Origin of the sequence: Streptomyces sp. NPDC050504 (genome assembly GCF_044458065.1) — a bacterium.
Taxonomy (GTDB): Bacteria; Actinomycetota; Actinomycetes; order Streptomycetales; family Streptomycetaceae; genus Streptomyces.
The window spans coordinates 204769-229535 of the sequence record NZ_JBITHO010000009.1; the positions used below are offsets into that span (position 1 = coordinate 204769).

Genomic DNA, 24767 nt, shown 5'->3' on the forward strand with positions numbered 1-24767 from the left:
GCCCCCCCCACACTCTCTAGCACTGGGACGTCATGCAGATTCGCGATCTTCCGTTCACAGATCCTGGCGATCCGGACGTCCGCTCGGGCCCCCGCTTCCTGCTCTGGCTCGGCCTGCGGCAGCTGGGCGGGCAGTTGAAGTCGGCGGGCTGGGGGCTGCTGCACCACGCCGGAATCGCCGGGCTGCCGCTGGCCGTCGGGCTCGCCGTCCAGGCAGTCGTCGACCGCGACGGCGGCAGACTCGCCGTCGCGGGCGGGCTGATCGCGCTGCTCGGCGTCCTGATCTCCGTCGGCGACACCATGCTGCACCGCACCGCGGTCACCAACTGGATCACCGCGGCCGCCCGCGTCCAGCAGCTGCTGGCCCGCAAGACCGCCGAGCTGGGCTCCGCGCTCACCCGGCGGGTCGCCGCGGGCGAGGTGGTCGCCGTCTCGACGGGTGACGTGGAGAAGATCGGCTGGTTCGTCGAGGCGCTGTCGCGCTTCGCGGCGGCCGCTGTCGCCCTCGTCCTGATCACCACGGGCCTGCTGCTCTACCTGCCGGAGCTTGGCCTGGTCGTCGCGCTCGCGCTGCCGGTGCTCGCGCTCGGCGTGCTGCCGCTGCTGCCGCGCGCCACCCGGCGGGCCGACGCGCAGCGCGAGAAGGCGGGCAGGGCCGCCGAGCTGGCCTCGGACACCGTCGCAGGCCTGCGCGTGCTGCGCGGCATCGGCGGCGAGGACCTGTTCCTCGGCCGCTACCGCGACGCCTCGCAGGAGGTGCGCAAGGCCGCGGTGAGCAGCGCCAGGATGTGGGCGCTGATCTCCGCGATCCAGGTGCTGCTGCCGGGCCTGCTGCTGATCTCGCTCGTCTGGTACGGGGCCGGGCTCGCCCGCGACGGCCGGATCGAGGTCGGCCAGCTGGTCACGGTCTACAGCGCGGTGACGCTGATGCTGTTCCCGCTGCGCAACTTCGAGGAGATCGCGATGGCGTACTCCTTCTCGCGCCCCTCGGCGGCGCGCGCGGTGCGCGTGCTGTCGCTGCGGCGCACCTCGGTCGAGGCGGCCGGGGGCACCGTGCCGTCCGGCGGTCTCTCGGGCGACCTGTACGACCCGGTGACCGGGATGCTGGCGCCCGCCGGACGGTTCACCGCCGTGGTGTGCGGTGACCCTGACGCGGCGGGGGCGCTCGCGGAGCGTCTCGGCGGCCACGCGGAGCCGGTCGCCGGGGGCGCCGAAGACGGCAAGGGCGACAAGGACGACAAGCACGCTGAAGACGGCAAGGACGGCAAGGGCACCGAGGGCTCCTCGGACGCCGAGAAGACCGGAGGCGCGGCGCGGCCGGTAAGGACCGCTTCCGTACTGCTCGGCGGAGTCGCGCTGGACGAGCTGCCGCTGGAGGCCGCGCGCGGGGCCGTCCTCGTCCAGGACAAGGACCCCGTCCTGCTGTCGGGGACGCTGCGCGAGCTGCTGGACGTCCCCGGGTCGGGGCAGGTCTCGGCGGACGACGCGCTCGCCGCCGCGCACTGCGGCGACGTGCTGGACGCGCTGGCGCAGGCGTCGGTGGACACCGGAGGCGACCCGATGCGCACCCGGATCACCGAGCGCGGCCGGTCCCTCTCGGGCGGCCAGCGGCAGCGTCTCGCCCTGGCCCGCTCGCTGGTCACCGACCCCGAGGTGCTGGTGCTCGACGAGCCGACGTCGGCGGTCGACTCGCACACCGAGGCACGCGTCGCCGACGGCGTGAAGCGGCTGCGCGAGGGCCGTACGACCGTGGTGTTCGCCTCGTCGCCGCTGCTCCTGGACCGTGCGGACCGCGTGGTGTTCGTGCACGGGGGCACGGCGGTCGCGGTCGGTCCGCACCGTGAACTGCTGCGCACCGAGCCGCTGTACCACGCGGTCGTCACGCGCGAGACGGACGACGAGAGGGACGACGAGGCGGACGCCAGGGGCGTCGGCCGGACGGACGGCGGAACGGCCGTACGAGAGCTACGAGAGCGCGGGCCCCGGGCCCTCGCGGAGATCGAGGAGTCCGCATGATCGGCGTGGCACCCCCGGAGTACGACCCGGCGGCGCCGACGGAGGCCACCACCCTGCCCGTCGGCACGCCCGCGACGGTCCGCGGCTACGTCACCGAGCTGCTGCGCCGCCACCGCCGCGCCTTCGCGCTGCTCGTCGGCGCCAACGCGGTCGCGGTGACCGCGTCGATCGTCGGCCCCTACCTGCTGGGCGGGGTCGTCGAGGACCTGGCGGACGGGGCGCGCGAGCTCCATCTGGGCCGTACCGCCGCGATCTTCGCGGCCGCGCTGCTCGTCCAGACCTTCTTCGTGCGGTCCGTGCGGCTGCGCGGGGCGATGCTCGGCGAGCGGATGCTGGCCGACCTGCGCGAGGACTTCCTCGTGCGGGCGGTCGGCCTGCCGCCCGGCGTGCTGGAGCGGGCCGGGACCGGCGACCTGCTCTCGCGCATCACCACCGACATCGACCGGCTGGCCAACGCGATGCGCGAGGCCGTGCCGCAGCTCGCCATCGGCGTGGTCTGGGTCGGGCTGCTGCTGGGTGCGCTGACCGTGACCGCGCCGCCGCTCGCGCTCGCCGCGCTGGTGGCGCTGCCGGTGCTGGTGGTCGGCTGCCGCTGGTACTTCAAACGGGCGCCCTCCGCGTACCGTTCGGAGTCCGCGGGGTACGCGGCGGTGGCCGCGGTCCTGGCCGAGACGGTCGACGCGGGACGGACCGTGGAGTCGCACCGGCTCGGCGCGCGCCGCATCGCGCTCTCCGACCAGCGGGTGCGGGAGTGGACGGCGTGGGAGCGCTACACGCTGTTCCTGCGCTCGGTGCTCTTCCCGGTCATCAACGTCACCTACGTCACGATCCTCGGCGCGGTGCTGATGTTCGGCGGGTTCTGCGTCATCCAGGGCTGGATGACGGTGGGCGAGCTGACCACGGGCGCGCTGCTGTCGCAGATGATGGTCGACCCGATCGGGCTGATCCTGCGCTGGTACGACGAGTTGCAGGTGGCACAGGTGTCGCTGGCCCGGCTGGTCGGCGTCCGGGACATCGAGCCGGACGCGGGCGACGAGCGGATCGGCCCGGACGGGCGGCACGTGCGCGCCGACGGGGTGCGGTTCGGCTACCGCGCGGACGTGGACGTGCTGCACGACGTCTCGCTGGCCGTCGCGCCCGGCTCGCGCGTCGCCCTGGTCGGCCCTTCGGGCGCGGGCAAGTCGACGCTCGGCCGACTGCTGGCCGGGATCTACGGGCCGCGCACCGGGCAGGTCACGCTCGGCGGCGCGGAGCTGGCGAAGATGCCGGCCGAGCGGGTGCGCGCCCACGTGGCGCTGGTCAACCAGGAGCACCACGTCTTCGTCGGCTCGCTCCGCGACAACCTCCTGCTGGCCAGGACGGGCGCCGAGGACGCGGAGCTGTGGGCGGCGCTCGGCGCGGTCGACGCGGACGGCTGGGCGCGGGCCTTCGACGACGGCCTCGACACCGAGGTCGGCTCGGGCGGCGCCGTGCTGACGCCCGCGCAGGCACAGCAGATCGCGCTGGCCCGGCTGGTGCTCGCCGATCCGCACACGCTGGTGCTCGACGAGGCGACGTCGCTGCTCGACCCGAGGGCGGCGCGCCACCTGGAGCGTTCGCTGGCCCGCGTACTGGACGGCCGTACGGTCGTGGCGATCGCGCACCGGCTGCACACCGCGCACGACGCGGACGTGATCGCGGTGGTGGAGAACGGCCGGATCAGCGAGCTGGGCAGCCACGACGAACTGGTGCGGGCGGACGGCGCGTACGCGGCGCTGTGGCGTTCCTGGCATGGGTGAGCCGCACGCGGGCCTCGGCGCGGGCCGGGGCCCGGCCGGGGACGAGCCGGGCACGCCCGACCTGCGCGGCCCCCTGCGCTACCTCTGGTGGCTGGTCACCAGTCAGCCCGGCCGGGCCTGGGCGGGCGCGGTCCTGGCCAGCGTCTGGATGTGCCTGCTGACGCTCCAGCCGTACCTGATCTCACGCGCGGTCGACGACGGGCTGGCGGCGGGCGACCGGGGCGCGCTGCTGCGCTGGACCGCCGCCTTCCTCGTGTCCGGGGTGTTCGTCGCGCTGGTCGGCGTCCTGCGCCACCGCACCATGACCCGGCTCCGGATGGACGCCTCCTTCCGCACGGCGCGGATCGTGGTGCGCCAGGCCGTGCGGCTCGGTGCGGCGCTGCCGCGCCGGGTCGGCGCGGGCGAGGTCGTCACCATCGGGATCTCCGACGTGCGGGCGATGAGCCAGGCGCTGACCGTGATCGGCCCCGGGGTCGGCTCGGTGCTCGCCTACGTCCTGGTGGCGGCCCTGCTGCTGCGGATCTCGCCGGTGCTTGCGGCCGTGGTGCTCCTCGGCGTGCCGCTGCTCGTGGTGGTGCTCGGCCCGCTGCTGCGGCGGCTGCAGAGCACCGAGGCGGTGTACCGGGAGCGGCAGGGGGAACTGGCGTCGCTGCTCGGCGACATCGTCGGCGGCCTCCGGGTGCTGGGCGGCCTCGGCGGCAAGGAGGCGTTCGCGAAGCGGTACCGCGGGGAGTCGGAGCGGCTGCGGAGCGAGGGGTACCGGGTCGGGGCGGTGGCGAGCTGGATCCAGGCGCTGTCGCTGGGTCTGCCGACGCTGTTCCTCGCGGGGGTGACCTGGCCGGCCGCGCGGATGGCGGCGGAGGGGACCATCACGGTCGGCGAACTGACCGCGGTGTACGGCTACGTGGCGGCGCTGTGGATCCCCGTGTACTTCCTCGTCGAGGGCGGCTACGACATCAGCAGGGGCCTGGTGATGGCGCGCCGCATCGTGCGGTTCCTGGCGCTGGAGCCCCGGAGCGGTGCGGATGGTACGCCCGCTCCGGCTCCCGCGGGGCCCGCGCCGCTGCGGGACCCCGATTCGGGCCTCGACGTGCTCCCGGGGCGGCTGACCGCGCTGGTGAGCGCCGCGCCCGGGGACGCGGTCGCGGTGGTCGACCGGATCGGCGGCTTCGTGCGTTCGGCGGCGACGTGGGGCGCGCTGCGCCTGGACGGGGTGTCGCTGACCGAGGTGCGGGACCGGATCCTGGTCGCGGACAACGAGGCCGACCTCTTCGCGGGGCCGCTGCGCGAGGTGCTGTCGGGGCGGGGCGCGCCGGACGAGGAGGCGATCGCCCGTGCCGTGCGGGCCGCGGTCGCCCAGGACGTGGTGCGGGGCCTGCGCGAGGGGCTCGACGCGCCGGTCGGGTCGGGGGGCCGCAACCTCTCGGGCGGGCAGCGCCAGCGGCTGCGGCTCGCCCGTGCGCTGCTCGCCGATCCCGAGGTGCTGCTGGCGGTGGAGCCGACGTCGGCGGTGGACGCGCACACGGAGGCGGCGATGGCCCAGCGGCTGCGGGAGGCCCGTGCGGGCCGCACGACGCTGATCGTCTCGACGTCGCCCCTGGTGCTGGACCGGGCGGACGCCGTGCACTTCCTGGTGGACGGCCGGGTCGCGGCGAGCGGCAGCCACCGCGAGCTGCTGGCGCGGGAGCCGGGGTACCGGCGGCTGGTGGCCAGGGACGACGAAGAGGGCCCGTGGGACGCGGGAACCGTGGGTGATTCGGAGGCCGTGCGATGACGACCTTGCTGCCGGTCGCACGGGCCGCGCAGGTCCGGCGGGCCGCGGTGCGGCTCGTACGGCACGACGGGCGCGCCTTCCTGGCGGTCCTGGCCCTGAACGCGCTCGCGGCGGGCGCGGGACTCGTCGCGCCCTGGCTGCTCGGGCGGATCGTGGACGAGGTCGGGACGGGCGCGTCCGTGGCGGCGGTGGACCGGCTGGCGCTCGCCATCATGGGGTGCGCGCTCGCCCAGGTGCTGCTGTCGCGGTACGCGCGGTACGCGGGTCACCGCTTCGGGGAGCGGGCGCTGGCCCGCGTGCGCGAGGAGTACGTGGACCGCGCCCTCGGGCTGCCCGCGTCGGTGGTGGAGCGGGCGGGGGCGGGGGACCTGACGACGCGGGGCACCACGGACGTGTCCTCGGTCGGCACGACGCTGCGGGACGCCGCACCCGACGTCTTCATCGCACTGCTCCAGTGCCTGTTCGTGCTGGCCGCCGTGGTGCTGGTCGATCCGCTGCTCGGCGCGTGCGGGCTGCTGGCGCTGCTGGTGATCTCGGTGGTGACGCGCTGGTACCTGCGCCGCGCGCGCTCCGCGTACCTCACCGAGGGCGCGGCGGAGTCGCTGCTCGCCGAGCGCCTGGCGGAGACCGCGTCGGGTGCGCGGACGGTGGAGGCGCTGCGCCTCGAAGAGCGCCGCATCGCGCTGACCGAGGACGCGGTGGCGCGCAGCCGCCGGGCCAGGCTCGGGACGCTGCGGCTGCGCTCGGTCTTCTTCCCGACGGTGGACGTCGCGTACGTGCTGCCCGTCGTCGCGGTCCTGCTGCTGGGCGGGGCGCTGATGGAGCGGGACGCGGTGAGCCTGGGGGCCGTGGTCTCGGCCGCGCTGTACTTCCGGCAGATGGAGAGCCCGCTGGACAAGCTGCTCAACTGGGTGGAGCAGCTCCAGAGCAGCAGCGCGTCGTTCGCGCGCGTGGAGGGCCTGGCGCACACGGAGAAGGCGGGCCCCTCCCCCGTGCTCCCCTCGCCCGACGGCAGCATCGTGCTGAGCGGGGTGCACTTCGCGTACGAGGGCGGGGACGACGTCCTGCACGGGGTGGACCTGACGGTGCGCCCGGGGGAGCGGCTCGCCCTGGTCGGCACGTCGGGGGCGGGCAAGTCGACGCTGGGGCGGCTGCTGGCCGGGATCGACGCGCCGCGCGAGGGGACGGTGCGGGCGGGGCGGGTGGTGCTGGTGACTCAGGAGCACCACGTGTTCCGGGGCACGCTCCGCGAGAACCTGACCCTGGCGGCGCCCGGCGCGGACGACGGGGCGCTGCACGCGGCGCTCGCGACGGTGGGCGCGCAGTGGTCCCGGGAGCTCCCGGACGGCCTCGACACGGTCCTGGGCGCGGGGCGGCACCGCCTGGACGGCTCCCGTGCGCAGCAGCTGGCGCTCGCCCGGGTGGTCCTGGCCGACCCCCAGGTCCTGGTCCTGGACGAGGCGACGGCGCTCCTGGACCCGACGACGGCGCGGGACGCGGAGCGGGCGCTGGGGGCGGTGCTGGCGGGGCGCACGGTGATCGCGATCGCCCACCGCCTCCAGACCGCGCACGACGCGGACCGGGTGGCGGTCATGGCGGAGGGACGGATACGGGAGCTGGGCACGCACGAGGAGTTGGTGGCGGCGGGCGGCGCGTACGCAGCGCTGTGGCGGTCCTGGCACGGGTAGCGGAAGGCCCCGGTGGCGAGCCCGCCCGGACCAAGTGGGTCGGTGCGGCGCGTGCCCCGCCCTCGCGCAGTTCCCCGCGCCCCTAAAAAGGGGCGCGGGGCTGTGTCGATGTGCGGCTCCGCCGCGTGGGCGCGGTCTTTTGGCGCCCCCGGCGGGGTTTCGGGAAGGGGCGGGGCGGGGCGCTGCCCGCCGCAGGCGAAACGGCGCCCCCGGGCAGCGGGACCCCCGCGAGGAGCGCCCGCCCCCCCTCAGATCACGTTGAGCGCCGCCGCGCCGCCCAACCCCCCGAGCAGCATGAACACCGGCATCAGCACCTTCAGCTCCACCCAGCTCCCCGCCCGGAACCGCATCGCCTTCGGCGGCCCCACCGGGTACCACCGCTTGCGCCCCACCGGGATGGGCCACAGGATCGGGCACCCCGACACCGTCAGCGCGTCCCCGATGTCGTGCACCAGCGCGCCGAGCACGATCGGCAGCCCCAGCCACAGGTACTCCTGCCCGTCCCCGGTGAACAGCCAGTCCGACCCGTTCCCCGGCTTGTCCAGCACGCCCGCCAGGATCCACGCGCTCGTCGCGCCCAGCAGCCACACCAGCACGTCGCTGGACATGCGGGCGGCCCGCCACAGGAGCCCTTCCACCGCGAGGACCAGGTGCACGAAGAGGATCGCCAGGACGGCCCACCGGCCGCCCGTCACGGCCGCGACCGAGGCGCCCGCCCCTATCAGGACGGCCCACAGCCAGGTGTGCGTCAGGGTCCTGTGCCCGCCCGACCGCCGGGGGTCGGCGGCCGACCTGGTCGCCTTGTAGACCGCGTACGACAGCTTGTCGACGATCTCGCACAGCGCCCGGGAGACCGGTCCGAAGGCCCGGGAGATCGTCGCGGACTTGTGGTCGAGGTCGGGGGCGAGCGCGGCTCCCGCGCAGATCAGCGCGCCGACGACGAGGACCGGCCACGGCATGGCGTGCCCCGCCGCCGCGGCCGCCGCTCCCACCCCCAGCCAGGCCGCCGCCCCGGACAGTGAGTGCGCCGGTCCCATCATGTTTCGTCCCGCCCCGTTTCAGTTGTCGTGAACCGCCACGGCCGCCTGGGACCGTCACGCCGATGGACGGACCAGCCTATCCGTCGTGATCTTCGTTCCGCCGCCCGGTTCCCTCATCCGAGGGGAAGACAGGCAAGATAAGGGCGTGACCCTCATCGATCAGCTCCCCCGGACCGCCGACCCCGACGCCCTTTTCGAGGCTTTCTCCTCATGGGCCGAGGAGCGCGGCATCACCCTCTATCCCGCTCAGGAGGAGGCGCTGATCGAGGTGGTCTCCGGGGCGAACGTGATCCTGTCGACCCCGACGGGCTCGGGCAAGAGCCTGGTGGCGGCCGGGGCGCACTTCGCGGCCCTCGCGAACGACCAGGTCACCTTCTACACCGCGCCGATCAAGGCGCTGGTGTCGGAGAAGTTCTTCGACCTGTGCAAGATCTTCGGCACCGAGAACGTCGGCATGCTCACCGGCGACGCGTCGGTCAACGCCGACGCGCCCGTCATCTGCTGCACCGCCGAGGTGCTGGCCTCCATCGCGCTGCGCGACGGCAAGGACGCCGACATCGGCCAGGTCGTGATGGACGAGTTCCACTTCTACGCCGAGCCGGACCGCGGCTGGGCCTGGCAGATCCCGATCCTGGAGCTGCCGCAGGCGCAGTTCGTCCTGATGTCGGCGACCCTCGGCGACGTCTCGCGCTTCGAGGAGGACCTGACCCGCCGTACGGGCCGCCCCACGGCGACGGTCCGCTCCGCGACCCGCCCGGTGCCGCTGAGCTACGAGTACCGGCTGACGCCGATCACCGAGACGCTGACCGAGCTGCTGGACACCAAGCAGGCGCCGGTCTACATCGTGCACTTCACGCAGGCCCAGGCGGTGGAGCGCGCGCAGTCGCTGATGTCCATCAACATGTGCTCGCGCGAGGAGAAGGACAAGATCGCCGAGCTGATCGGCAACTTCCGCTTCACCACCAAGTTCGGCCAGAACCTCTCCCGTTACGTACGGCACGGCATCGGCGTCCACCACGCGGGCATGCTCCCCAAGTACCGCCGCCTCGTCGAGAAGCTGGCCCAGGCCGGTCTCCTCAAGGTCATCTGCGGTACGGACACGCTCGGCGTCGGCGTCAACGTGCCGATCCGCACGGTGCTGTTCACCGCGCTCACCAAGTACGACGGCAACCGCGTGCGCACCCTGCGCGCCCGCGAGTTCCACCAGATCGCGGGCCGCGCGGGGCGCGCCGGGTTCGACACGGCGGGCTTCGTCGTGGCGCAGGCGCCCGAGCACGTCATCGAGAACGAGAAGGCGCTCTCGAAGGCGGGCGACGACCCGAAGAAGCGCCGCAAGGTGGTGCGGAAGAAGGCGCCCGAGGGCTTCGTCGGCTGGACCGAGACGACCTTCGACAAGCTCATCGACTCCGATCCCGAGCCGCTGACCTCGCGCTTCCGGGTCACCCACACCATGCTGCTGTCGGTGATCGCCCGGCCGGGCAACGCCTTCGACGCGATGCGCAAGCTCCTGGAGGACAACCACGAGCCGCGCAAGAACCAGCTGCGGCACATCCGCCGCGCCATCGCGATCTACCGCTCGCTGCTCGACGGCGGCGTCGTGGAGCAGTTGGAGACGCCCGACGCCGAGGGCCGGCACATCCGGCTGACCGTCGACCTCCAGCAGGACTTCGCGCTCAACCAGCCGCTCTCCACGTTCGCGCTGGCGGCCTTCGACCTGCTGGACCCCGAGTCGCCCTCGTACGCGCTGGACATGGTCTCGGTCGTGGAGTCGACGCTGGACGACCCGCGCCAGATCCTCGCCGCGCAGCAGAACAAGGCGCGCGGCGAGGCCGTCGGCCAGATGAAGGCGGACGGGGTGGAGTACGAGGAGCGGATGGAGCGGCTCCAGGAGGTCTCGTACCCCAAGCCGCTGGAGGAGCTGCTCTGGCACGCGTACAACGTCTACCGCAAGTCGCACCCGTGGGTCGGCGACCACCCGGTGTCGCCGAAGTCGGTGATCCGCGACATGTACGAGCGCGCGCTGACGTTCACCGAGTTCACCTCGCACTACGAGCTGGCCCGCACCGAGGGCATCGTGCTGCGCTATCTGGCGGGCGCGTACAAGGCGCTGGAGCACACCATCCCCGACGACCTGAAGTCGGAGGACCTCGAAGACCTGATCGCCTGGCTGGGCGAGATGGTGCGCCAGGTCGACTCCAGCCTGCTGGACGAGTGGGAGCAGCTGGCGAACCCGGAGGTCGAGACGGCCGAGCAGGCGCAGGAGAAGGCCGACGAGGTCAAGCCGGTCACGGCCAACGCCCGCGCCTTCCGGGTCCTGGTGCGCAACGCGATGTTCCGCCGGGTGGAGCTGGCGGCCCTGGACCACGTGCGCGAACTGGGTGAACTCGACGCCGATTCGGGCTGGGACGAGGACGCCTGGGGCGAGGCGATGGACAAGTACTGGGACGAGTACGAAGATCTCGGCACGGGTCCCGACGCGCGCGGCCCCAAGCTGCTGCTCATCGAGGAGGATCCGGCGCACGGCCTGTGGCGGGTGCGTCAGATCTTCGCCGACCCGAACGGCGACCACGACTGGGGCATCAGCGCGGAGGTCGACCTCGCGGCGTCCGACGAGGAGGGCCGTGCCGTCGTCCGCGTCACCGACGTGGGCCAGCTGTCCGGTCTGTAGAAGGAGTCTGAGGAACGTGCCGACCAACCCCGCCGAACGCCTCGTCGACCTGCTCGACCTGGAGCGCATCGAGGTCAACATCTTCCGGGGCCGCAGCCCCCAGGAGTCCCTCCAGCGGGTCTTCGGCGGGCAGGTCGCGGGGCAGGCCCTGGTGGCGGCCGGGCGCACGGTGGAGGAGGACCGCCCGGTCCACTCGCTGCACGCGTACTTCCTGCGTCCCGGCCGTCCCGGGGTCCCGATCGTGTACGAGGTCGAGCGCGTCCGTGACGGCAGGTCGTTCACCACGCGCCGGGTGACCGCGGTGCAGCAGGGCCGGACGATCTTCAATCTGACGGCCTCCTTCCACCAGCCGGAGAAGGGCCCGTTCGAACACCAGCTGCCGCCGCGCATCGAGGCGCCCGACCCGGAGTCCCTGCCGAAGGTCGCCGACGAGATCCGCGAGCACCTGGGCGAGCTGCCGGAGGCGCTGGAGCGGATGGCGCGCCGCCAGCCGTTCGACATCCGGTACGTGGACCGGCTGCGCTGGACGCGGGAGGAGATCGAGGGCGCGGATCCGCGCAGCGCGGTGTGGATGCGGGCGGTGGGCCCGCTGGGCGACGACCAGCTGGTGCACACCTGCGCGCTGGCGTACGCCTCCGACATGACGCTGCTGGACGCGGTGAGACTGCCGGTCCAGCCCTTGTGGGGGCCGCGCAGCTTCGACATCGCCTCGCTCGACCACGCGATGTGGTTCCACCGTCCGTTCCGTGCCGACGAGTGGTTCCTGTACGACCAGGAGTCGCCGATCGCGACGGGCGGGCGCGGCCTGGCCAGGGGCCGGATCTACAACCGGGAGGGCGAGCTGCTGGTGTCGGTGGTGCAGGAGGGACTGTTCCGCCCGCTGCCCGCGCCGTGACCGGGAGCTGGGGACCCGAGGTTCCCGGCTAGCCTGCGGTCCATGGACGAGACCTGGCAGTTGATCGAGACTGTCCACGCCCCGGTGTACTTCGCCCCCGAGGCCCGCGAGGCCTACGCGGACCTCGGGCTCAAGGGCTTCTGGACGGGCTACTTCGCCTCGCGCGCGGCCGCGCTGGGCGCGGCGCCCGCCGGTGTGGTGACCGCCGCGTTCCACAACTTCGCGCCCGGCAGGGTCGCGCGTGCCGTGCCCGACGCGTGGGACGTCGCGGCGCCCGAGCGGGTGCTCGCGGCGCGCCTGGGGGCGGTGGACCGGGCGCTGCGCAGGCTGCTGGGCGAGCTGGCCCTGGGGCCGGAGGCCGTGGAGGCGGCGGACCTGGCGCGGCGGATGGTCTTCGCCTGTCCGCCCGCGGGACGCGTGCTGTTCGCGGCGCACGCGGCGCTGCCCGTGCCCGCGGAGCCGCACCTGGCGCTGTGGTGGGCGGTGACCGCGCTGCGGGAGTTCCGGGGCGACGGGCACGCGGCGGTGCTGCTGGCCGACGGCACGGACGGCTGCGAGGCGAACGTGGCGGCGGTGGCGTCCGGGCTCGCGCCCGCCGGGCAGCGGCTCGACCGGGGCTGGACGGAGCGGGAGTGGGAGGCGGCCGCGGGGCGGCTGCGGCTGCGCGGGCACCTGGCGGACGACGGCACGCTGAGCGCGGCGGGGCGGCTGTGGCGGGCGCGGGTGGAGGACGCGACGGACCGGCTGGCGCGGGCGCCGTTCGACGCGCTCGGCCCGGTGGGGGTCGAGCGGCTGACGGAGTGCCTGCGGCCGCTCGGGCGGCGGATCGCGGCGGCGGGCGGGGTGCCGTTCCCCAACGCGATGGGGCTGCCGCCGCTGCCGGAGGGCCCGGGGGCGTAGGGCGGGGCCGTAGTCCGGCCTACGTCCGGAGTCCCGCCGCCGTCTCCGCCCCGGGCCCCTTCCCACCCGCCCGAACCATGATCGAAAATGGCCGCATGACCCACACCTGGCCCGAACACCTCGCCGTCGGCGCCGTCCGCTTCGCGCGCCCCACCGCCGCGTACGACGCCGTGCTCGCCTTCTACCGCGACGACCTGGGCCTGCCCGTGCTCGCCCAGTGGCGCGACCATTCCGCGTACGACGGCGTGGTGTTCGGGCTGCCCGGCGCCCCGGTCCACATGGAGATCACCCAGCACGGCGACCCGCCGCGCATCCCCGAGCCGAACCCGGAGAACCAGCTCGTCCTCTACCTGCGGGGTCCCGAGGCGGTCGCCGCGGCCGGGCGGCGGCTGCGGGAGCGGGGCCACGAGCCGGTCGAGGCCGCGAACGCGTACTGGCCGCAGCGGGGCGCGGTGCTCTTCGAGGACCCGGACGGCTGGCTGGTGGTGCTGGCGCCGTGGGTGTTCGGCGAGGACCCGGTGCCGAGGCCGGTTGCGGTCGGCTGAGAGCCGTGCCCGGCTCCCCGCCTCCGCCGCGGGTCGTGCTTTCATCGAACTGCCCCCGCCCTCCGGACCACCGCAGGGCGGGGCCGCACCGACGGCAACGGCACCGACCGAGGAGTCACGAGCAATGCCCCTGTACGACATCCCGCTGCACACCCTCACCGGCGACCCCACGTCGCTCGCCGCCCACCAGGGCAAGGCGGTCCTGATCGTGAACGTGGCCTCCAAGTGCGGCCTGACGCCGCAGTACGCGGGCCTGGAGCGGCTCCAGCAGCAGTACGAGGCCCGGGGCTTCACGGTCCTCGGCGTGCCCTGCAACCAGTTCGCGGGCCAGGAGCCGGGGAGCGCGGAGGAGATCGGGACGTTCTGCTCCGCGACGTACGGAGTGACGTTCCCGCTGCTGGAGAAGACGGACGTCAACGGCGAGAACCGGCACCCGCTGTACGCCGAGCTGACCAAGCTCGCGGACGCGGCCGGCGAGGCCGGGGACGTCCAGTGGAACTTCGAGAAGTTCCTGGTCGGCCCCGAGGGCGAGCCGGTCGCGCGGATCCGCCCGCGCACCGAGCCCGAGGACCCGGAGGTCATCGCGCTGATCGAGGCGAACCTCCCGGAGTAACGCCCGTTCCGCACCTGTGCGCCCGGTCCCCGCGGACCGGGCGCACGCGTTTGCGACGGACACAAGGGAGAGCGGGAGACACATCGGCCGAACCGTTACGGCAGGGCGCAGGGCTCCGGATCCCCGCAGACGGCCGCGGACAAGGGCCGTCAACCGGACGCAACTACATGCCATCCCCACCGGATGGGTCGTACGCGTGACCTTCGCGTATCCCGCGAAGTTCTCAGAGAAGCCGGGCCATGAACGTTCGGTGCACAACTCAACCGGGGGGCGGCACCGCCCAGGCACCCGACTCTTCTTGCCGGATCGGACGGGCACCTGACACGGCACCGCTCCCCCGTCTCTCCAGGAGTCGTCATGTCAACAACCCCCGAGGGCCGGCAGGAAGCCGACCCTGATCCGCAGTCTCCTGCGGACCGTCCCCTTTTGCAGCCTTCCACCGAGGCCGCCGTCGCCGCGGCCGGTCCGGGCACGCTCGCCATGCTGTTGACGGTCGGACAACAGGAGGCGGTGCCCGCGCTGTGCCTGGCGCTGACCATGGTGGTCGGCTTGTACACGATCCTCGCGGCACCCGGGCTGTGGGGTCGGTTCAGGGCGAGGCTGCTGAAATAACGCACAACTGAACCTCCCCTCCTGAGTTCGTAGCCGCGCCCTTCCGGTAACCGCGAGGGCGCGGCCAGTAGGAAGAACCAAAGAATGAGCGCGGGTTACTATCCGCCCGGGACAACGCAATATTGCGGGCACGGGCACGTCCCGCGCGTCCACAACAACCCCTTCGGGTGAACAACCCATGGAAAAGCCCAGCGTGGCACGCGGTTCTGTGCATACACCGGGAAAGCGCAATTGACCTGGCGGATCCCTAGATTGCCCACCCCGCCGGTGAATGATGCACGAACCACTCGGTCGAAGGCATAGAAGGGTGACGGGCACCCGGTAATTGGCTGGCGCGGCGCATTGCGCCCCGCGCACTCTGGTCCCCGTGACAGAGCCCAAGTACCGCATCCGCGCCCTCCACACCGACTCGACGGTCACCGTCTACCAGGCGTACCCGCCGGGCATCGGGCTGCCCGCCGCCGCGGACGGCAGGTTCCCCGCGGCCTGGAAGCGGGACCGGATGACGTGGATCAAGCCCTCGTTCCTCTGGATGATGTACCGCTGCGGGTGGGCCGCCAAGGAGGGGCAGGAGACCGTACTCGCCGTGGAGATCACCCGCGAGGGCTTCGAGTGGGCGCTGGCCCGCGCCTGCCTGTCCCACTACGAACGCGGGCTCCACCCCGACCGGGCGCACTGGCAGCGGACGCTGAAGCGCGCCCCCGCCAGGGTGCAGTGGGACCCCGAGCGCGATCTGCGGCTCCAGCCGCTCCCCCACCGCTCGCTCCAGCTGGGGCTCACGGGCGAGGCGGCCCACCGGTACGCGGACGAGTGGCTCGTCTCCGTGACCGACGTCACCGCTCTCGCGCGCACGATCCACGGGCACGTGCGGAACGGGGAGGCGGCTGCCGCGCGGCAGCTGCTGCCGTCGGAGCGGCCCTATCCGCTGCCCGACGGGGCCCTGGACCACCTGCTCGCGCCCGGGGCCGACGCGGTTGCTCCGCGTGAGCGGGATCAGTGATGATGCCCGCCGTGGCGGCCGGGCGCCGATGACGGGAGTGAGCGTGGGGGCGGAGAAGGACACGGGCGGCACGGAGGCCGGTCCCGGCGCACTGGCGCGGCTCGCCCGGCGGATCCCGCTCGGCGATGAGCCCCCGGAATTCGCCGAGCGGCTGCCCGGGACCATGCCGGAGCCCGGAGCCCAGCCCGAGGCCGCGCTGCTGCTCGCCGAGGCGTACGAGACGTGGGGCTCCCGCATCGGGGACCGCGAGTGGCCCGACTGGCGGGGCGCCGCGCTGCCCGCCCGCGTACGGATCGCCTGGCTGCGCGCCGAGCTCCACCACCGGCCGGGCACCGCCCTGCGGCAGGCGCCCGACGAGCTGCTGTACCAGGCCGTGCGCGGCGTCGACGTCCTGCGCGCCCACCGCCTGTGCGCCCTCGTGGATGCGCTCGTCGCCTCCAACGACCCGGTGCTGCGCGCCGAGGCCCTGCGGCTCGCCGGGCAGGGGCTGCACCACGACCGGCTGACGCCCGCCCGAGCGCGCGCCCAGCTGCTCGGACTGCTCACGGGCCCCGCGCACGTCGCGGCCGCCGCCCTGACCGAACTGGCCGAGCCCTGGGCCGTGCTGGAGCCGCTGCCCGCCGCGCTCCTGGCGCCCCTGTCGGCCTCCGACGGGCCCGTGGCCTTCGCCGCGCTCACCGCCGCCGCCCGGCACGGCCACCGCCACCTGCTGTTCCTCGCCCTCGACGACGATGACGCACCGCCCCCGCTGCGCCGCCGGGCCCTCGCGCTCCTCGGGGACCTCGCGGAGCGCGCCGACATCGCCGCGCTGGTGGCCGTCGCCGCGCGGGACCCGCTGCTCTTCGGCGGGCCGCTGCTCGACTGTCTGCGGGGGCTGCACCAGCGCGGCCACTTCGTGGCCGGCGCCGCGGTGGAGGGCGTCCTGGGCATCGCGCTCGCCGACCACGCGCTGCCGGCCGACGCGCTGATGACGGTCCTGTACACGGCGCGCGCCGAGGCGGCGCGCTGCCTGCTCGACGCGGCGCCGGACGATCGCGGGTGGCCCAGGCGGCTCGACCTGCTCGTCGCGCTGGCGGGGCAGGGCGCCGACGACGTGCCGGTCGGGGACGCCGTCACCCGGCTGCTCCCCCTGGCCCGCTCGCCGCGCCCCTTCCTGCGGGCGCTGCGCGCGCTGCGCCACGCCGACGCCGAGGAGGCCGTGCTCGCGCTGCTGCCGCGCGAGCCCGACTCCTGCCTGGACGCGCTGGAGGCGGTCGGCGGGCGGCGGACGGCCGAGGTGCTGCGCGCGGCCCTGGGCGTCGTACCCGAAGGTCCCGTCGCGGCCCCCCTGCGGGCCGTCCGGCACCGGGCCGTCGAACTGCTGTGGCACCTGGACCCGGACCCCGGCACCCGCGGCGTCCTCGTCGGCCGTCTCGACCCGGACGATCTGCCCGCCCGCGTCGCGGCCGACCTCGGCTCCCCCGACGAGCGCGAACTGGCGCTGCTCGGCTCGCACCTGGACCCCGCCGAGCCCGTCGCCGCGCTGTGCCGGCTGGCCGCCCACGGCAGCGCCGCGACGCTGCCGGTCATCGGCGAGCTGCTGCTGCGCGTCGTCGCCGGGACGGCCGCCGACGCCGCGGACCCCGCCGCGCCCGTCGCCGACGGCGACGGGGTGCCCGACGAGGTGCTGGACGCCGTACGCGGCCTGGGCCGTCGGCTGCACGCGCGCGGCAAGCTCCGGCCGCTCTGCCTGCTCGACGCCGCGGACGCGGACGAGGCGGGCCGGGAGCTGCTGGCGGCCCTGCTGCTCGACCTCATCGGCGAGCCCGGACTGTCCGCCGCCGAACAGGCCGTCCTCCTCGAACTCCTGCTGCGCTCCCCCGGCGCCCGCGCCCGGCAGCGCCTCCACCGTCTGCTGCGCCACCGCGACCGGCACGTGCGCAAGCAGGTGATCGCGTTGCTGGCGCGGGACCCCGACGGCACGGACGCCCGTGCGCTCAGCGCGAGCCTGACCGTGCTGACCAGGGCGGACGACATCGAGACGGTACGTCAGGCGCTGCTCGCCCTCGGCCGTGCGCGGGCCACTGGGGCGAGCGCCACCGTCGCCGCGTGCCTCGACCACCCCAACATGAACGTCAAGAAGGCCGCGGCCCTCGCGCTCCGGACGGCGGGCACGGCCGGGGCCGTACCGAAACTGCTGCACTGGCTCGGCCACCACGACAACCCGGGCTTCCGCGACCACCTGGACGACGCGCTGCGCGGCATCCTCGGGAAGGCACGGACCGCGACCCTGCGCGCCGCAGCCGAGCGGGCCGCCGACTCCCGCGTGCGCGAACTGCTGCACGCCGCCCTCGGCGAAGAGGAAGCACCGGACAGCACACAGCGGCTCCTCGACCTGCTGGAGGACGCCTGGGACCCCGACGTGGCGCTGCGCCTCGCACGGGTGGCCGAGCTGCCCGGTGCGCACCGCGTGCGGCACCGGCTGCCCGATCTGCTCCGGCTCGCCGAGTCCGAACCCGCGTCCGCGATCCACGTGCTGCGGTTCGCCCTGCGGGGCCGCACCGGCTCCTGGCGCGACGGCGAGCCCGCGCTGCTGGCCCGGTCCTGGCGCGCCCTGGCCCGCGCGTTGAGCGAAGTCACCGGCGAAGAACCGGACTTCTTCCGGGACCGGCTCATCGGCGCGCTCGAAGCGGCCGCCCCGCTGCTGCCGCCGTCCGAGGCCGCCGCCCTGCGCGCGGCCGTGCGGGCGCTGCCGCCGGACGGCGGCCGGTCGACGCTGCGGCTGCTCCGGGCGGCCGGTGCCGTGCTGGTGCGCGCCGACCTGGACCGGGAGCTGGCGTCCGCGCGGCTCTCCCCCGAACCGCGCCGGGCCGAAGAGGCCGTCCTGCACGAGGCGTTCGGCGCACCCGGGCCGTCCGCTCCCGATCCGTCCGCGTCACGGGTGCGGCTCGCCGAGCTCTTCGACGCGTACGCCTCGGCGGGGCCGGACGCGCGCGCGGAACTGCTGGACCGGATGACGGAGCTCCAGCCGCTGGGCGTACCGCCGTGGACGATCGCCGAAACCCCAGGCCCCGCGCCGCGCACCGTCAGGGACGGTGACCTCGACCAGCCCAGGTCGGGCGCTCAGCGGACACGGCTGCTGCGGCTGCTGGACGCGCCGGAGCCAGAGCGCCGGGACAGTGCGGCGCGCGCCCTGCTGGAGTGGCCCGAGCCCGAGGTCCGGCTCGCCGTGCTCCGCGCCCAACTGCGCGGTCGCGTCACCGTGTCGTGCGGCGCCGAAGCGGCCCGCGCGCTCGTCGCGTGCGACCCGGCGGAGCTGACGGCGGACGGGGTGCGGCCCGAGCGCGTGGCACGGCTCGCCGCCGCGCTGGACCCCGCCGGGCTGGAGCCGCTGGTGCCGCTGCTCCTGCGGTGGTGGGAGGAGGGCCCCGCCGGTCTGCGGGCCGAGGCACGGGCCGTGCTGGCCCGGGTATCGGCCGACTCACTCGCGGAGCGGCTGCGCGAGCGGATCGCGGGGGGCGCGTGGGGGCTGCTCGATCTGCTCGGGGGGCGCGCCCTGCTGCGCACGCCGGAGCTCGCAGGGCTCCGGGAGCGGCTGTGCGCGCAGGAGCGGCCCGACCTCGCCGACCGGCTGTCACTGGTGGACGCGCCGCTGCGCGGGCCCGACGCGGAGCGCCGCGACGCCGGGGCGCTGGCCGCGCTCAGGGACCGGAGCGCGGTGGCGCCCGAGCGGGCCGAGCCGTCCAGAGGGGAGCTGATCGCGCTCGCCCGCGACGGCTCGCCCGAGCAGGCGCACCGCGCGCTGAAGCGGCTGGCCGAGCGGCACGCGGGATCCGCGCCCGACGAGGACCCCGAGCTGCGCGCGCTGCTCGGCGCGCTGCTCACCCATCCGCGCCCGGGGGTGCGGCTGCGCGCGCACCGCACGTCGCGGGCGATGCTGGACCGCGGGACGTACCTCCGTCATACGGAGGTCCTGCTCGCCGACGCCCAGCCGGACGTGGTGCGCACGGCGGTCCGTACGCTCGCGCACGCCGGATGGCGGCCCGCCGCGCCCGCCCTCGTGGAGCTGCTGACCCACGGTCACCCGGTGGTGCGGACGGCGGCGGCCGACGGTCTCGTGCTGCTGGGCGGGCCCGCGGTGTCCGCGCTGCGCCGGGCCGCCGACCGGGCCCGTCCGGACCGGCGGGACCTCTACGCCGCGGTGCTGGACCGCGTCACGGCGGGCACCTGACGGGCCGGCCCAGGTTCAGACACGGGCTTTCAGCGGATCGGCATCCCCGAGAGGGTCCTGGCGATGACCAGGCGCTGCACCTCGCTGGTGCCCTCGAAGATGGTGTAGATCGCGGCGTCGCGGTGCATGCGCTCCACCGGGTACTCCCGGGTGAAGCCGTTGCCGCCGAGGATCTGGATGGCCTGCGCCGTCACCTTCTTGGCGACCTCCGACGCGTACAGCTTGGACATCGAGCCCTCGGCCGCCGTGAACGGCTTGCCGGTGCCGGCCATCCAGGAGGCGCGCCAGACCAGCAGCCGCGCCGCGTCGATCTGGGTGCGCATGTCGGCGAGCTGGAAGGCGATGCCCTGGTTGTCGATGATCGGGCGGCCGAACTGCTGGCGCGTCTTGGCGTAGTCGAGGGCCACTTCGTACGCGGCGCGGGCGGTGCCGACCGCCATGGCGCCGACGGCCGGGCGGGACGCCTCGAAGGTGGCCATGGCGGCGTTCTTGACGCGCTCGCCGCCGCCCGCCTTCGCGCGCTCGTGGGCGCGGGCCAGGCGCTCGTCCAGCTTCTCCTTGCCGCCCAGGAGGCAGCTGCCGGGGACGCGCACGTCTTCGAGGACGACCTCCGCGGTGTGCGAGGCGCGGATGCCGTGCTTCTTGAACTTCTGGCCCTGGGAGAGGCCCGGGGTGTTCGGCGGGACGATGAAGGAGGCGTGCCCCTTGGAGCCGAGGTCGGGGTCCACGACGGCGACGACGACGTGGACGTTGGCTATGCCGCCGTTGGTCGCCCAGGTCTTGGTGCCGTTGAGCACCCACTCGTCCTTGGCCCCGTCGTAGACGGCCCGGGTGCGCATGGCGGCGACGTCGGAGCCCGCGTCGGGCTCGGACGAGCAGAACGAGGCGACCTTGACGTCGTCCACGTCCCCGTACATCTGCGGGATCCAGGTGCCGATCTGCTCCTCGGTGCCGTTGGCGAGGACGCCGACCGCGGCGAGGCCCGTGCCCATGATGGCCAGGCCGATGCCCGCGTCGCCCCAGAAGATCTCCTCCGTGGCCATCGGGATGCCCAGGCCCGTGGGGTCGAAGAACTGCTGGGCGTAGAAGTCGAGGGAGTAGATGCCGAGCTTGGCGGCCTCCTGGATGATCGGCCAGGGGGTCTCCTCGCGTTCGTCCCACTCGGCGGCGGCCGGGCGCATGACGTCCTTGGCGAAGCCGTGGAGCCACTCGCGGACCTGCTTCTGGTCGTCGTTGAGCTCCATCGTGAACTCGGCCATTTCCCCTCCAACAAGCGTTACTAGCGGTAACCGCAGTCTGTTACCGGTAAGTAGCGCATGTCAACAGAACCGGCCTCATCAGCACTGTCAGCGGCGGTGGTGTTACGTTTCGCTGGCGCCAAGGAATTCGCACATGCAGGGCGGGGAGACGCAGACCATGGAGACCACCACACAGCCGGCCGAGTCGCAGCGGTCCGCGGCCGAGCGGCGCCGCAAGGAACTGCTGGAGGCTGCGGACCGGGTGGTGCTGCGGGACGGACCGCGGGCCTCCATGAACGCGATCGCCGCGGAGGCGGGGATCACGAAGCCGATCCTGTACCGGCACTTCGGCGACAAGGGCGGGCTGTACCGGGCGCTCGCGCAGCGCCACACCGACGCGCTGCTCGCCGCGCTGCGGGCCGCGCTGGACGCTCCCGCCGGGCGGCGGGAGCGGGTGGAGGCGACGCTCGACACGTACCTGGCTGCGATCGAGGCGCGGCCGCAGGTGTACCGCTTCCTGATGCACCCCTCGGAGGACTCCTTCGACGTGGGGCGGCACTCCGCGCCGCTGCTGCGGCGGATGGGCGAGGACCTCGGGGTCGTCATCGCCGAGCGGGTCGACCTCGGGCCCGGCGGGGAGGCCCTCGCGACGGTGTGGGGGCACGGGATCGTCGGAATGATGCACGCGGCGGGCGACTGGTGGCTCGCCGAGCGGCCCTGCGGGCGGGCGGAGCTCGTCCGGGGACTCGCGGATCTGCTGTGGGGGCGGCTCGCCGCGGCCGGTGACCGTGCCGGGGGACCCGGCTTCTAGGGGGGTACGGGGGCGGGCACCCGGTCCCGGGGGCGCCGTTTCGCCTGCGGCGGGCCGGTCCCCTCCCCGCCCCTTCCCGAAACCCTCCGGGGGCCCTGCGGGGCAGTGGGCACGTTGCGCGCGTGCCCCACTCTCGCGCAGTTCCCCGCGCCCCTTTCAGGAGCGCGGGGTGGGGGATGTCCCGCGCAGCACAACCCGCGCCTCCCGCCCCCTACCTACCGCCCCACCCCGCCCGTCGTGCCGCGCGCAGCACTCGCGCCCTGCGCCAGCCGGTCACGCGGTCCGGGTACACCGTGCCCTCCAGGTGGTCGCACTCGTGCTGGAGGCAGCGGGCGAAGAAGCCCGTGCCCTCGACCCGCACCGGCGTGCCGTCCAGTCGCACCCCCTCCACGACCGCCCGGTCGAACCGCGGCACGCCCGTCTCCAGGCCCGGCAGGGACAGGCACCCCTCCGGGCCGCGCAGCACCAGGTCGTCCGTCTCGACGAGCCGCGGGTTCACCACGTGCCCCACGTGCCGGACGTCCTCGTCGTCGGGGCAGTCGTACACGAAGACCCGAAGGCCCACCCCCACCTGGTTCGCCGCCAGGCCGACCCCCTGCGCCGCGTACATCGTCGCGAACATGTCCTCGACGAGGCCGGTGAGGAACGGACCGAAGTCCGTGACCGTTCCGCAGGGTGTGTGAAGGGTCGGGTCGCCCAGCAGGGTCAGGGGGCGTACGGCCCCGTTGCTGCCGGGGATCAGGCGGTTTCGCATGGGTGAAGGGTACGGCGGTTCGGGCCGCGGACCGGATCTCGATAGGCTGGGCCCGGACCGATGCAAGGAGGATCAAGGACGATGGCAGGCAACACGGAGCCGCTGTCCCCGCGGGCCAAGCTGGCCGTGACGGCAGGCAAGGCCGCAGCGGCGGTATCGCGCGCCGCGGGGCGCGGCAGCGGATCGGTGATCGGCGGCAAGGTGGCGCTGAAGCTCGACCCGGACCTGTTGGGACGGCTCGCGCAGCACCTGGACGTCGTCCTCGTGTCGGCGACCAACGGCAAGACGACCACCACCCGGCTGATCGCCGAGGCACTGCGGGCCAGCGGCCCCGTGGTGTCCAACGCGCTCGGCGCGAACATGCCGGCGGGCATCACGTCCGCGCTGGCGGGCGGCTCGGACGCGCGATACGGCGTGATCGAGGTCGACGAGAAGTACCTCGCGGGGGTGGCCCGCGACGTCACGCCCAAGGCGATCGCGCTGCTCAACCTCTCCCGCGACCAGCTGGACCGCGCGGCCGAGACCCGGATGCTCGCGGAGAAGTGGCGCGAGGGCCTGGCGGGCTCCAAGGCGATCGTGATCGCGAACGCCGACGACCCGCTGATCGTCTGGGCCGCGTCCTCCTCGCAGAACGTGCTGTGGGTGGCCGCGGGCCAGGAGTGGAAGGACGACGCCTGGTCGTGCCCGTCCTGCGGCGGTGTCATGCAGCGCCCCGGCGACGACTGGTTCTGCGCGGAGTGCGGCTTCCGCCGCCCGACGCCCAGCTGGGCGCTCAGCGGTGACCACGTGCTGGACCCGCACGGTTCCGCGTGGCCGATCCACCTCCAGCTGCCGGGCCGCGCCAACAAGGCGAACGCCGCCACCTCCGCGGCCGTCGCCGCGGTCTTCGGCGTGCCGCCGCAGGTCGCCCTGGAGCGCATGTACCAGGTGCAGGCGGTGGCCGGACGGTACGACGTGGTCACCTTCCAGGGCCGCGAACTGCGCCTGCTGCTCGCCAAGAACCCGGCGGGCTGGCTCGAAACGTTTTCGCTCATCGACCCCCCGCCGACGCCGGTCGTCCTCTCCGTCAACGCCCGCGGCGCCGACGGCACGGACACCTCCTGGCTCTGGGACGTCGACTACACGCGCCTCGCCGGGCACCCGATCTTCGTGATCGGCGACCGCAGGCTGGACCTCGCGGTCCGGCTCGAAGTCGCGGGCCTGGACTTCCGGGTGTGCGAGACCGTCGACGAGGCGACCCAGCTCGCCCCGCCCGGACGCATCGAACTGATCGCCAACTACACGGCGTTCCAGGACGTGCGCCGCCGAGTCGGGAACTGAGGGCCGGGACACAGTGAGGAGAAACATGAGCGACAACGGCCTCCGCCTGGTCTGGGTCTACCCTGACCTGCTGAGCACCTACGGCGACCAGGGCAACGCGCTGGTGGTCGAGCGCCGGGCCCGTCAGCGCGGCCTCGAAGTGCACCGCGTGGACGTCCGCAGCGACCAGCCGATCCCCACCTCGGGCGACATCTACCTCATCGGCGGCGGCGAGGACCGGCCGCAGCGGCTCGCGGCCGAGCGGCTGCGCCGCGACGGCGGGCTGAACCGCGCGGCCGAGAACGGCGCGATCATCTTCTCGGTCTGCGCCGGGTACCAGATCCTCGGCCACGAGTTCATCAACGACCTCGGGCAGCGCGAGCCGGGCCTCGGCCTGCTCGACGTGATCTCCACCCGCGGCGAGGGCGAGCGGTGCGTCGGCGACGTGCTGGCCGACATCGACCCGCAGCTGGGCCTGCCCCCGCTCACCGGGTTCGAGAACCACCAGGGCATCACCCACCTCGGCCCGACGGCCCGCCCGTTCGCCCGCGTCACGCTGGGCCGCGGCAACGGCACGGGCGACGGCACGGAGGGCGCGTACAACGACACGGTGTTCGGCACGTACATGCACGGCCCCGTGATGGCGCGCAACCCGCAGATCGCGGACCTGCTGCTGAAGCTGGCCCTCGACGTGAACGCGCTGCCGCCGACGGACGACCGCTGGTACGAGGCGCTGCGCGCCGAGCGCATGGCGGCCGCCACGCAGCCTTCCTGACGGTCCGTCGGCCGCCGCAGGCCGACGCGGGTGCCGGCCTCACATGGGACGCCGTTCGTTCATTCGAGCGGCGTCCCAGCTGTCGGACGCCCGGTTCGGTCGGGGCACCCCTCGCCGGTAGGGTGACGGGGATCCAACCGGACGACGTGGTC

At 74.3% G+C, this 24767-nt stretch carries 18 protein-coding genes; 15 read left to right on the top strand and 3 right to left on the bottom strand.

What is annotated here, in order from left to right; all coding sequences use genetic code 11:
* The first annotated feature begins 32 nt into the window (after positions 1-32).
* Genes ACIBNE_RS31165 through ACIBNE_RS31180 form a run of 4 tightly spaced genes read left to right on the top strand, consistent with a single transcriptional unit; the run spans position 33 to position 7255 of the window.
* Positions 33-2015 carry an ABC transporter transmembrane domain-containing protein gene (locus tag ACIBNE_RS31165; protein WP_399277478.1) on the top strand — a complete coding sequence of 661 codons (1983 nt, stop codon included), beginning with the start codon at positions 33-35 and terminating at the stop codon, positions 2013-2015.
* Positions 2012-3793, top strand: a complete 1782-nt coding sequence (locus tag ACIBNE_RS31170; protein WP_399277480.1) for an ABC transporter ATP-binding protein — start codon at positions 2012-2014, stop codon at positions 3791-3793. Before ACIBNE_RS31165 ends, ACIBNE_RS31170 begins: the two co-directional genes overlap by 4 nt.
* Entirely contained in the window at positions 3786-5567 is a 1782-nt protein-coding gene (locus ACIBNE_RS31175) for an ABC transporter transmembrane domain-containing protein (RefSeq protein ID WP_399277482.1), read from the top strand. The genes ACIBNE_RS31170 and ACIBNE_RS31175 overlap by 8 nt, the downstream gene beginning before the upstream one ends.
* Positions 5564-7255, top strand: a complete 1692-nt coding sequence (locus ACIBNE_RS31180) for an ABC transporter ATP-binding protein (RefSeq protein WP_399277484.1) — start codon at positions 5564-5566, stop codon at positions 7253-7255. The genes ACIBNE_RS31175 and ACIBNE_RS31180 overlap by 4 nt, the downstream gene beginning before the upstream one ends.
* Before the next feature lie 248 nt (positions 7256-7503).
* Here ACIBNE_RS31180 and ACIBNE_RS31185 read toward each other — a convergent pair whose 3' ends face one another.
* Positions 7504-8295, bottom strand: a complete 792-nt coding sequence (locus ACIBNE_RS31185) for a metal-dependent hydrolase (protein WP_399277487.1) — start codon at positions 8293-8295, stop codon at positions 7504-7506.
* 85 nt (positions 8296-8380) lie between these two features.
* On the opposite strand from ACIBNE_RS31185, the gene ACIBNE_RS31190 reads away from it, so the two are divergent.
* The 8 genes from ACIBNE_RS31190 (at position 8381) to ACIBNE_RS31225 (ending at position 19738) form a co-directional block, all read left to right on the top strand.
* Entirely contained in the window at positions 8381-10963 is a 2583-nt protein-coding gene (locus ACIBNE_RS31190) for a DEAD/DEAH box helicase (RefSeq protein WP_399277489.1), read from the top strand.
* Positions 10964-10979: 16 nt separating this feature from the next.
* The gene (locus ACIBNE_RS31195) at positions 10980-11858 is read left to right on the top strand and encodes an acyl-CoA thioesterase (RefSeq protein WP_399277491.1); all 879 of its coding nucleotides are present in this window, start codon (positions 10980-10982) and stop codon (positions 11856-11858) included.
* Positions 11859-11900: 42 nt separating this feature from the next.
* Positions 11901-12758, top strand: a complete 858-nt coding sequence (locus ACIBNE_RS31200) for a hypothetical protein (RefSeq protein WP_399277493.1) — start codon at positions 11901-11903, stop codon at positions 12756-12758.
* A 95-nt stretch (positions 12759-12853) separates the two neighbouring features.
* Positions 12854-13303: a VOC family protein gene (locus ACIBNE_RS31205; RefSeq protein WP_399277494.1), complete on the top strand. Its 450-nt coding sequence runs from the start codon at positions 12854-12856 to the stop codon at positions 13301-13303.
* 124 nt (positions 13304-13427) lie between these two features.
* A complete protein-coding gene (locus tag ACIBNE_RS31210) occupies positions 13428-13916 on the top strand; it encodes a glutathione peroxidase (RefSeq protein ID WP_399277496.1) in 489 nt (162 codons plus the stop codon).
* Positions 13917-14273: 357 nt separating this feature from the next.
* Entirely contained in the window at positions 14274-14528 is a 255-nt protein-coding gene (locus tag ACIBNE_RS31215) for a hypothetical protein (protein WP_399277497.1), read from the top strand.
* A gap of 367 nt (positions 14529-14895) precedes the next feature.
* Complete coding sequence (locus ACIBNE_RS31220; protein ID WP_399277499.1) at positions 14896-15528, top strand: DUF4291 domain-containing protein; 633 nt, start codon at positions 14896-14898, stop codon at positions 15526-15528.
* A gap of 43 nt (positions 15529-15571) precedes the next feature.
* On the top strand, positions 15572-19738 hold the full coding sequence (locus ACIBNE_RS31225; protein ID WP_399277501.1) for a HEAT repeat domain-containing protein: 4167 nt from the start codon (positions 15572-15574) through the stop codon (positions 19736-19738).
* A 29-nt stretch (positions 19739-19767) separates the two neighbouring features.
* Here the strand turns inward: ACIBNE_RS31225 and ACIBNE_RS31230 are convergent, their stop codons facing one another.
* Positions 19768-20997, bottom strand: coding sequence for an acyl-CoA dehydrogenase family protein (locus tag ACIBNE_RS31230; protein ID WP_399277503.1), 1230 nt, complete (start codon positions 20995-20997; stop codon positions 19768-19770).
* 157 nt (positions 20998-21154) lie between these two features.
* Between ACIBNE_RS31230 and ACIBNE_RS31235 the strand changes: the two genes are divergently transcribed.
* Positions 21155-21787, top strand: coding sequence for a TetR family transcriptional regulator (locus ACIBNE_RS31235; RefSeq protein ID WP_399277505.1), 633 nt, complete (start codon positions 21155-21157; stop codon positions 21785-21787).
* 211 nt (positions 21788-21998) lie between these two features.
* On the opposite strand, the gene def is transcribed toward ACIBNE_RS31235, so the two are convergent.
* Entirely contained in the window at positions 21999-22541 is a 543-nt protein-coding gene (gene def / locus ACIBNE_RS31240) for a peptide deformylase (RefSeq protein ID WP_399277507.1), read from the bottom strand.
* An 81-nt stretch (positions 22542-22622) separates the two neighbouring features.
* Between def and ACIBNE_RS31245 the strand changes: the two genes are divergently transcribed.
* Both ACIBNE_RS31245 and ACIBNE_RS31250 read left to right on the top strand, forming a co-directional pair.
* The gene (locus ACIBNE_RS31245; RefSeq protein ID WP_399277509.1) at positions 22623-23861 is read left to right on the top strand and encodes a MurT ligase domain-containing protein; all 1239 of its coding nucleotides are present in this window, start codon (positions 22623-22625) and stop codon (positions 23859-23861) included.
* A gap of 25 nt (positions 23862-23886) precedes the next feature.
* Positions 23887-24615, top strand: a complete 729-nt coding sequence (locus ACIBNE_RS31250) for a type 1 glutamine amidotransferase (RefSeq protein ID WP_399277511.1) — start codon at positions 23887-23889, stop codon at positions 24613-24615.
* The last annotated feature ends 152 nt before the right edge of the window (positions 24616-24767 follow it).

Bases quoted from the DNA above. Each gene is read 5' to 3' on its own strand.
- ACIBNE_RS31165 (WP_399277478.1), top strand. From the start codon at position 33: ATGCAGATTCGCGATCTTCCGTTCACAGATCCTGGCGATCCGGACGTC.
- ACIBNE_RS31170 (WP_399277480.1), top strand. From the start codon at position 2,012: ATGATCGGCGTGGCACCCCCGGAGTACGACCCGGCGGCGCCGACGGAG.
- ACIBNE_RS31175 (WP_399277482.1), top strand. From the start codon at position 3,786: ATGGGTGAGCCGCACGCGGGCCTCGGCGCGGGCCGGGGCCCGGCCGGG.
- ACIBNE_RS31180 (WP_399277484.1), top strand. From the start codon at position 5,564: ATGACGACCTTGCTGCCGGTCGCACGGGCCGCGCAGGTCCGGCGGGCC.
- ACIBNE_RS31185 (WP_399277487.1), bottom strand. From the start codon at position 8,295: ATGATGGGACCGGCGCACTCACTGTCCGGGGCGGCGGCCTGGCTGGGG.
- ACIBNE_RS31200 (WP_399277493.1), top strand. From the start codon at position 11,901: ATGGACGAGACCTGGCAGTTGATCGAGACTGTCCACGCCCCGGTGTAC.
- ACIBNE_RS31205 (WP_399277494.1), top strand. From the start codon at position 12,854: ATGACCCACACCTGGCCCGAACACCTCGCCGTCGGCGCCGTCCGCTTC.
- ACIBNE_RS31210 (WP_399277496.1), top strand. From the start codon at position 13,428: ATGCCCCTGTACGACATCCCGCTGCACACCCTCACCGGCGACCCCACG.
- ACIBNE_RS31215 (WP_399277497.1), top strand. From the start codon at position 14,274: ATGTCAACAACCCCCGAGGGCCGGCAGGAAGCCGACCCTGATCCGCAG.
- ACIBNE_RS31230 (WP_399277503.1), bottom strand. From the start codon at position 20,997: ATGGCCGAGTTCACGATGGAGCTCAACGACGACCAGAAGCAGGTCCGC.
- ACIBNE_RS31235 (WP_399277505.1), top strand. From the start codon at position 21,155: ATGGAGACCACCACACAGCCGGCCGAGTCGCAGCGGTCCGCGGCCGAG.
- def (WP_399277507.1), bottom strand. From the start codon at position 22,541: ATGCGAAACCGCCTGATCCCCGGCAGCAACGGGGCCGTACGCCCCCTG.
- ACIBNE_RS31245 (WP_399277509.1), top strand. From the start codon at position 22,623: ATGGCAGGCAACACGGAGCCGCTGTCCCCGCGGGCCAAGCTGGCCGTG.
- ACIBNE_RS31250 (WP_399277511.1), top strand. From the start codon at position 23,887: ATGAGCGACAACGGCCTCCGCCTGGTCTGGGTCTACCCTGACCTGCTG.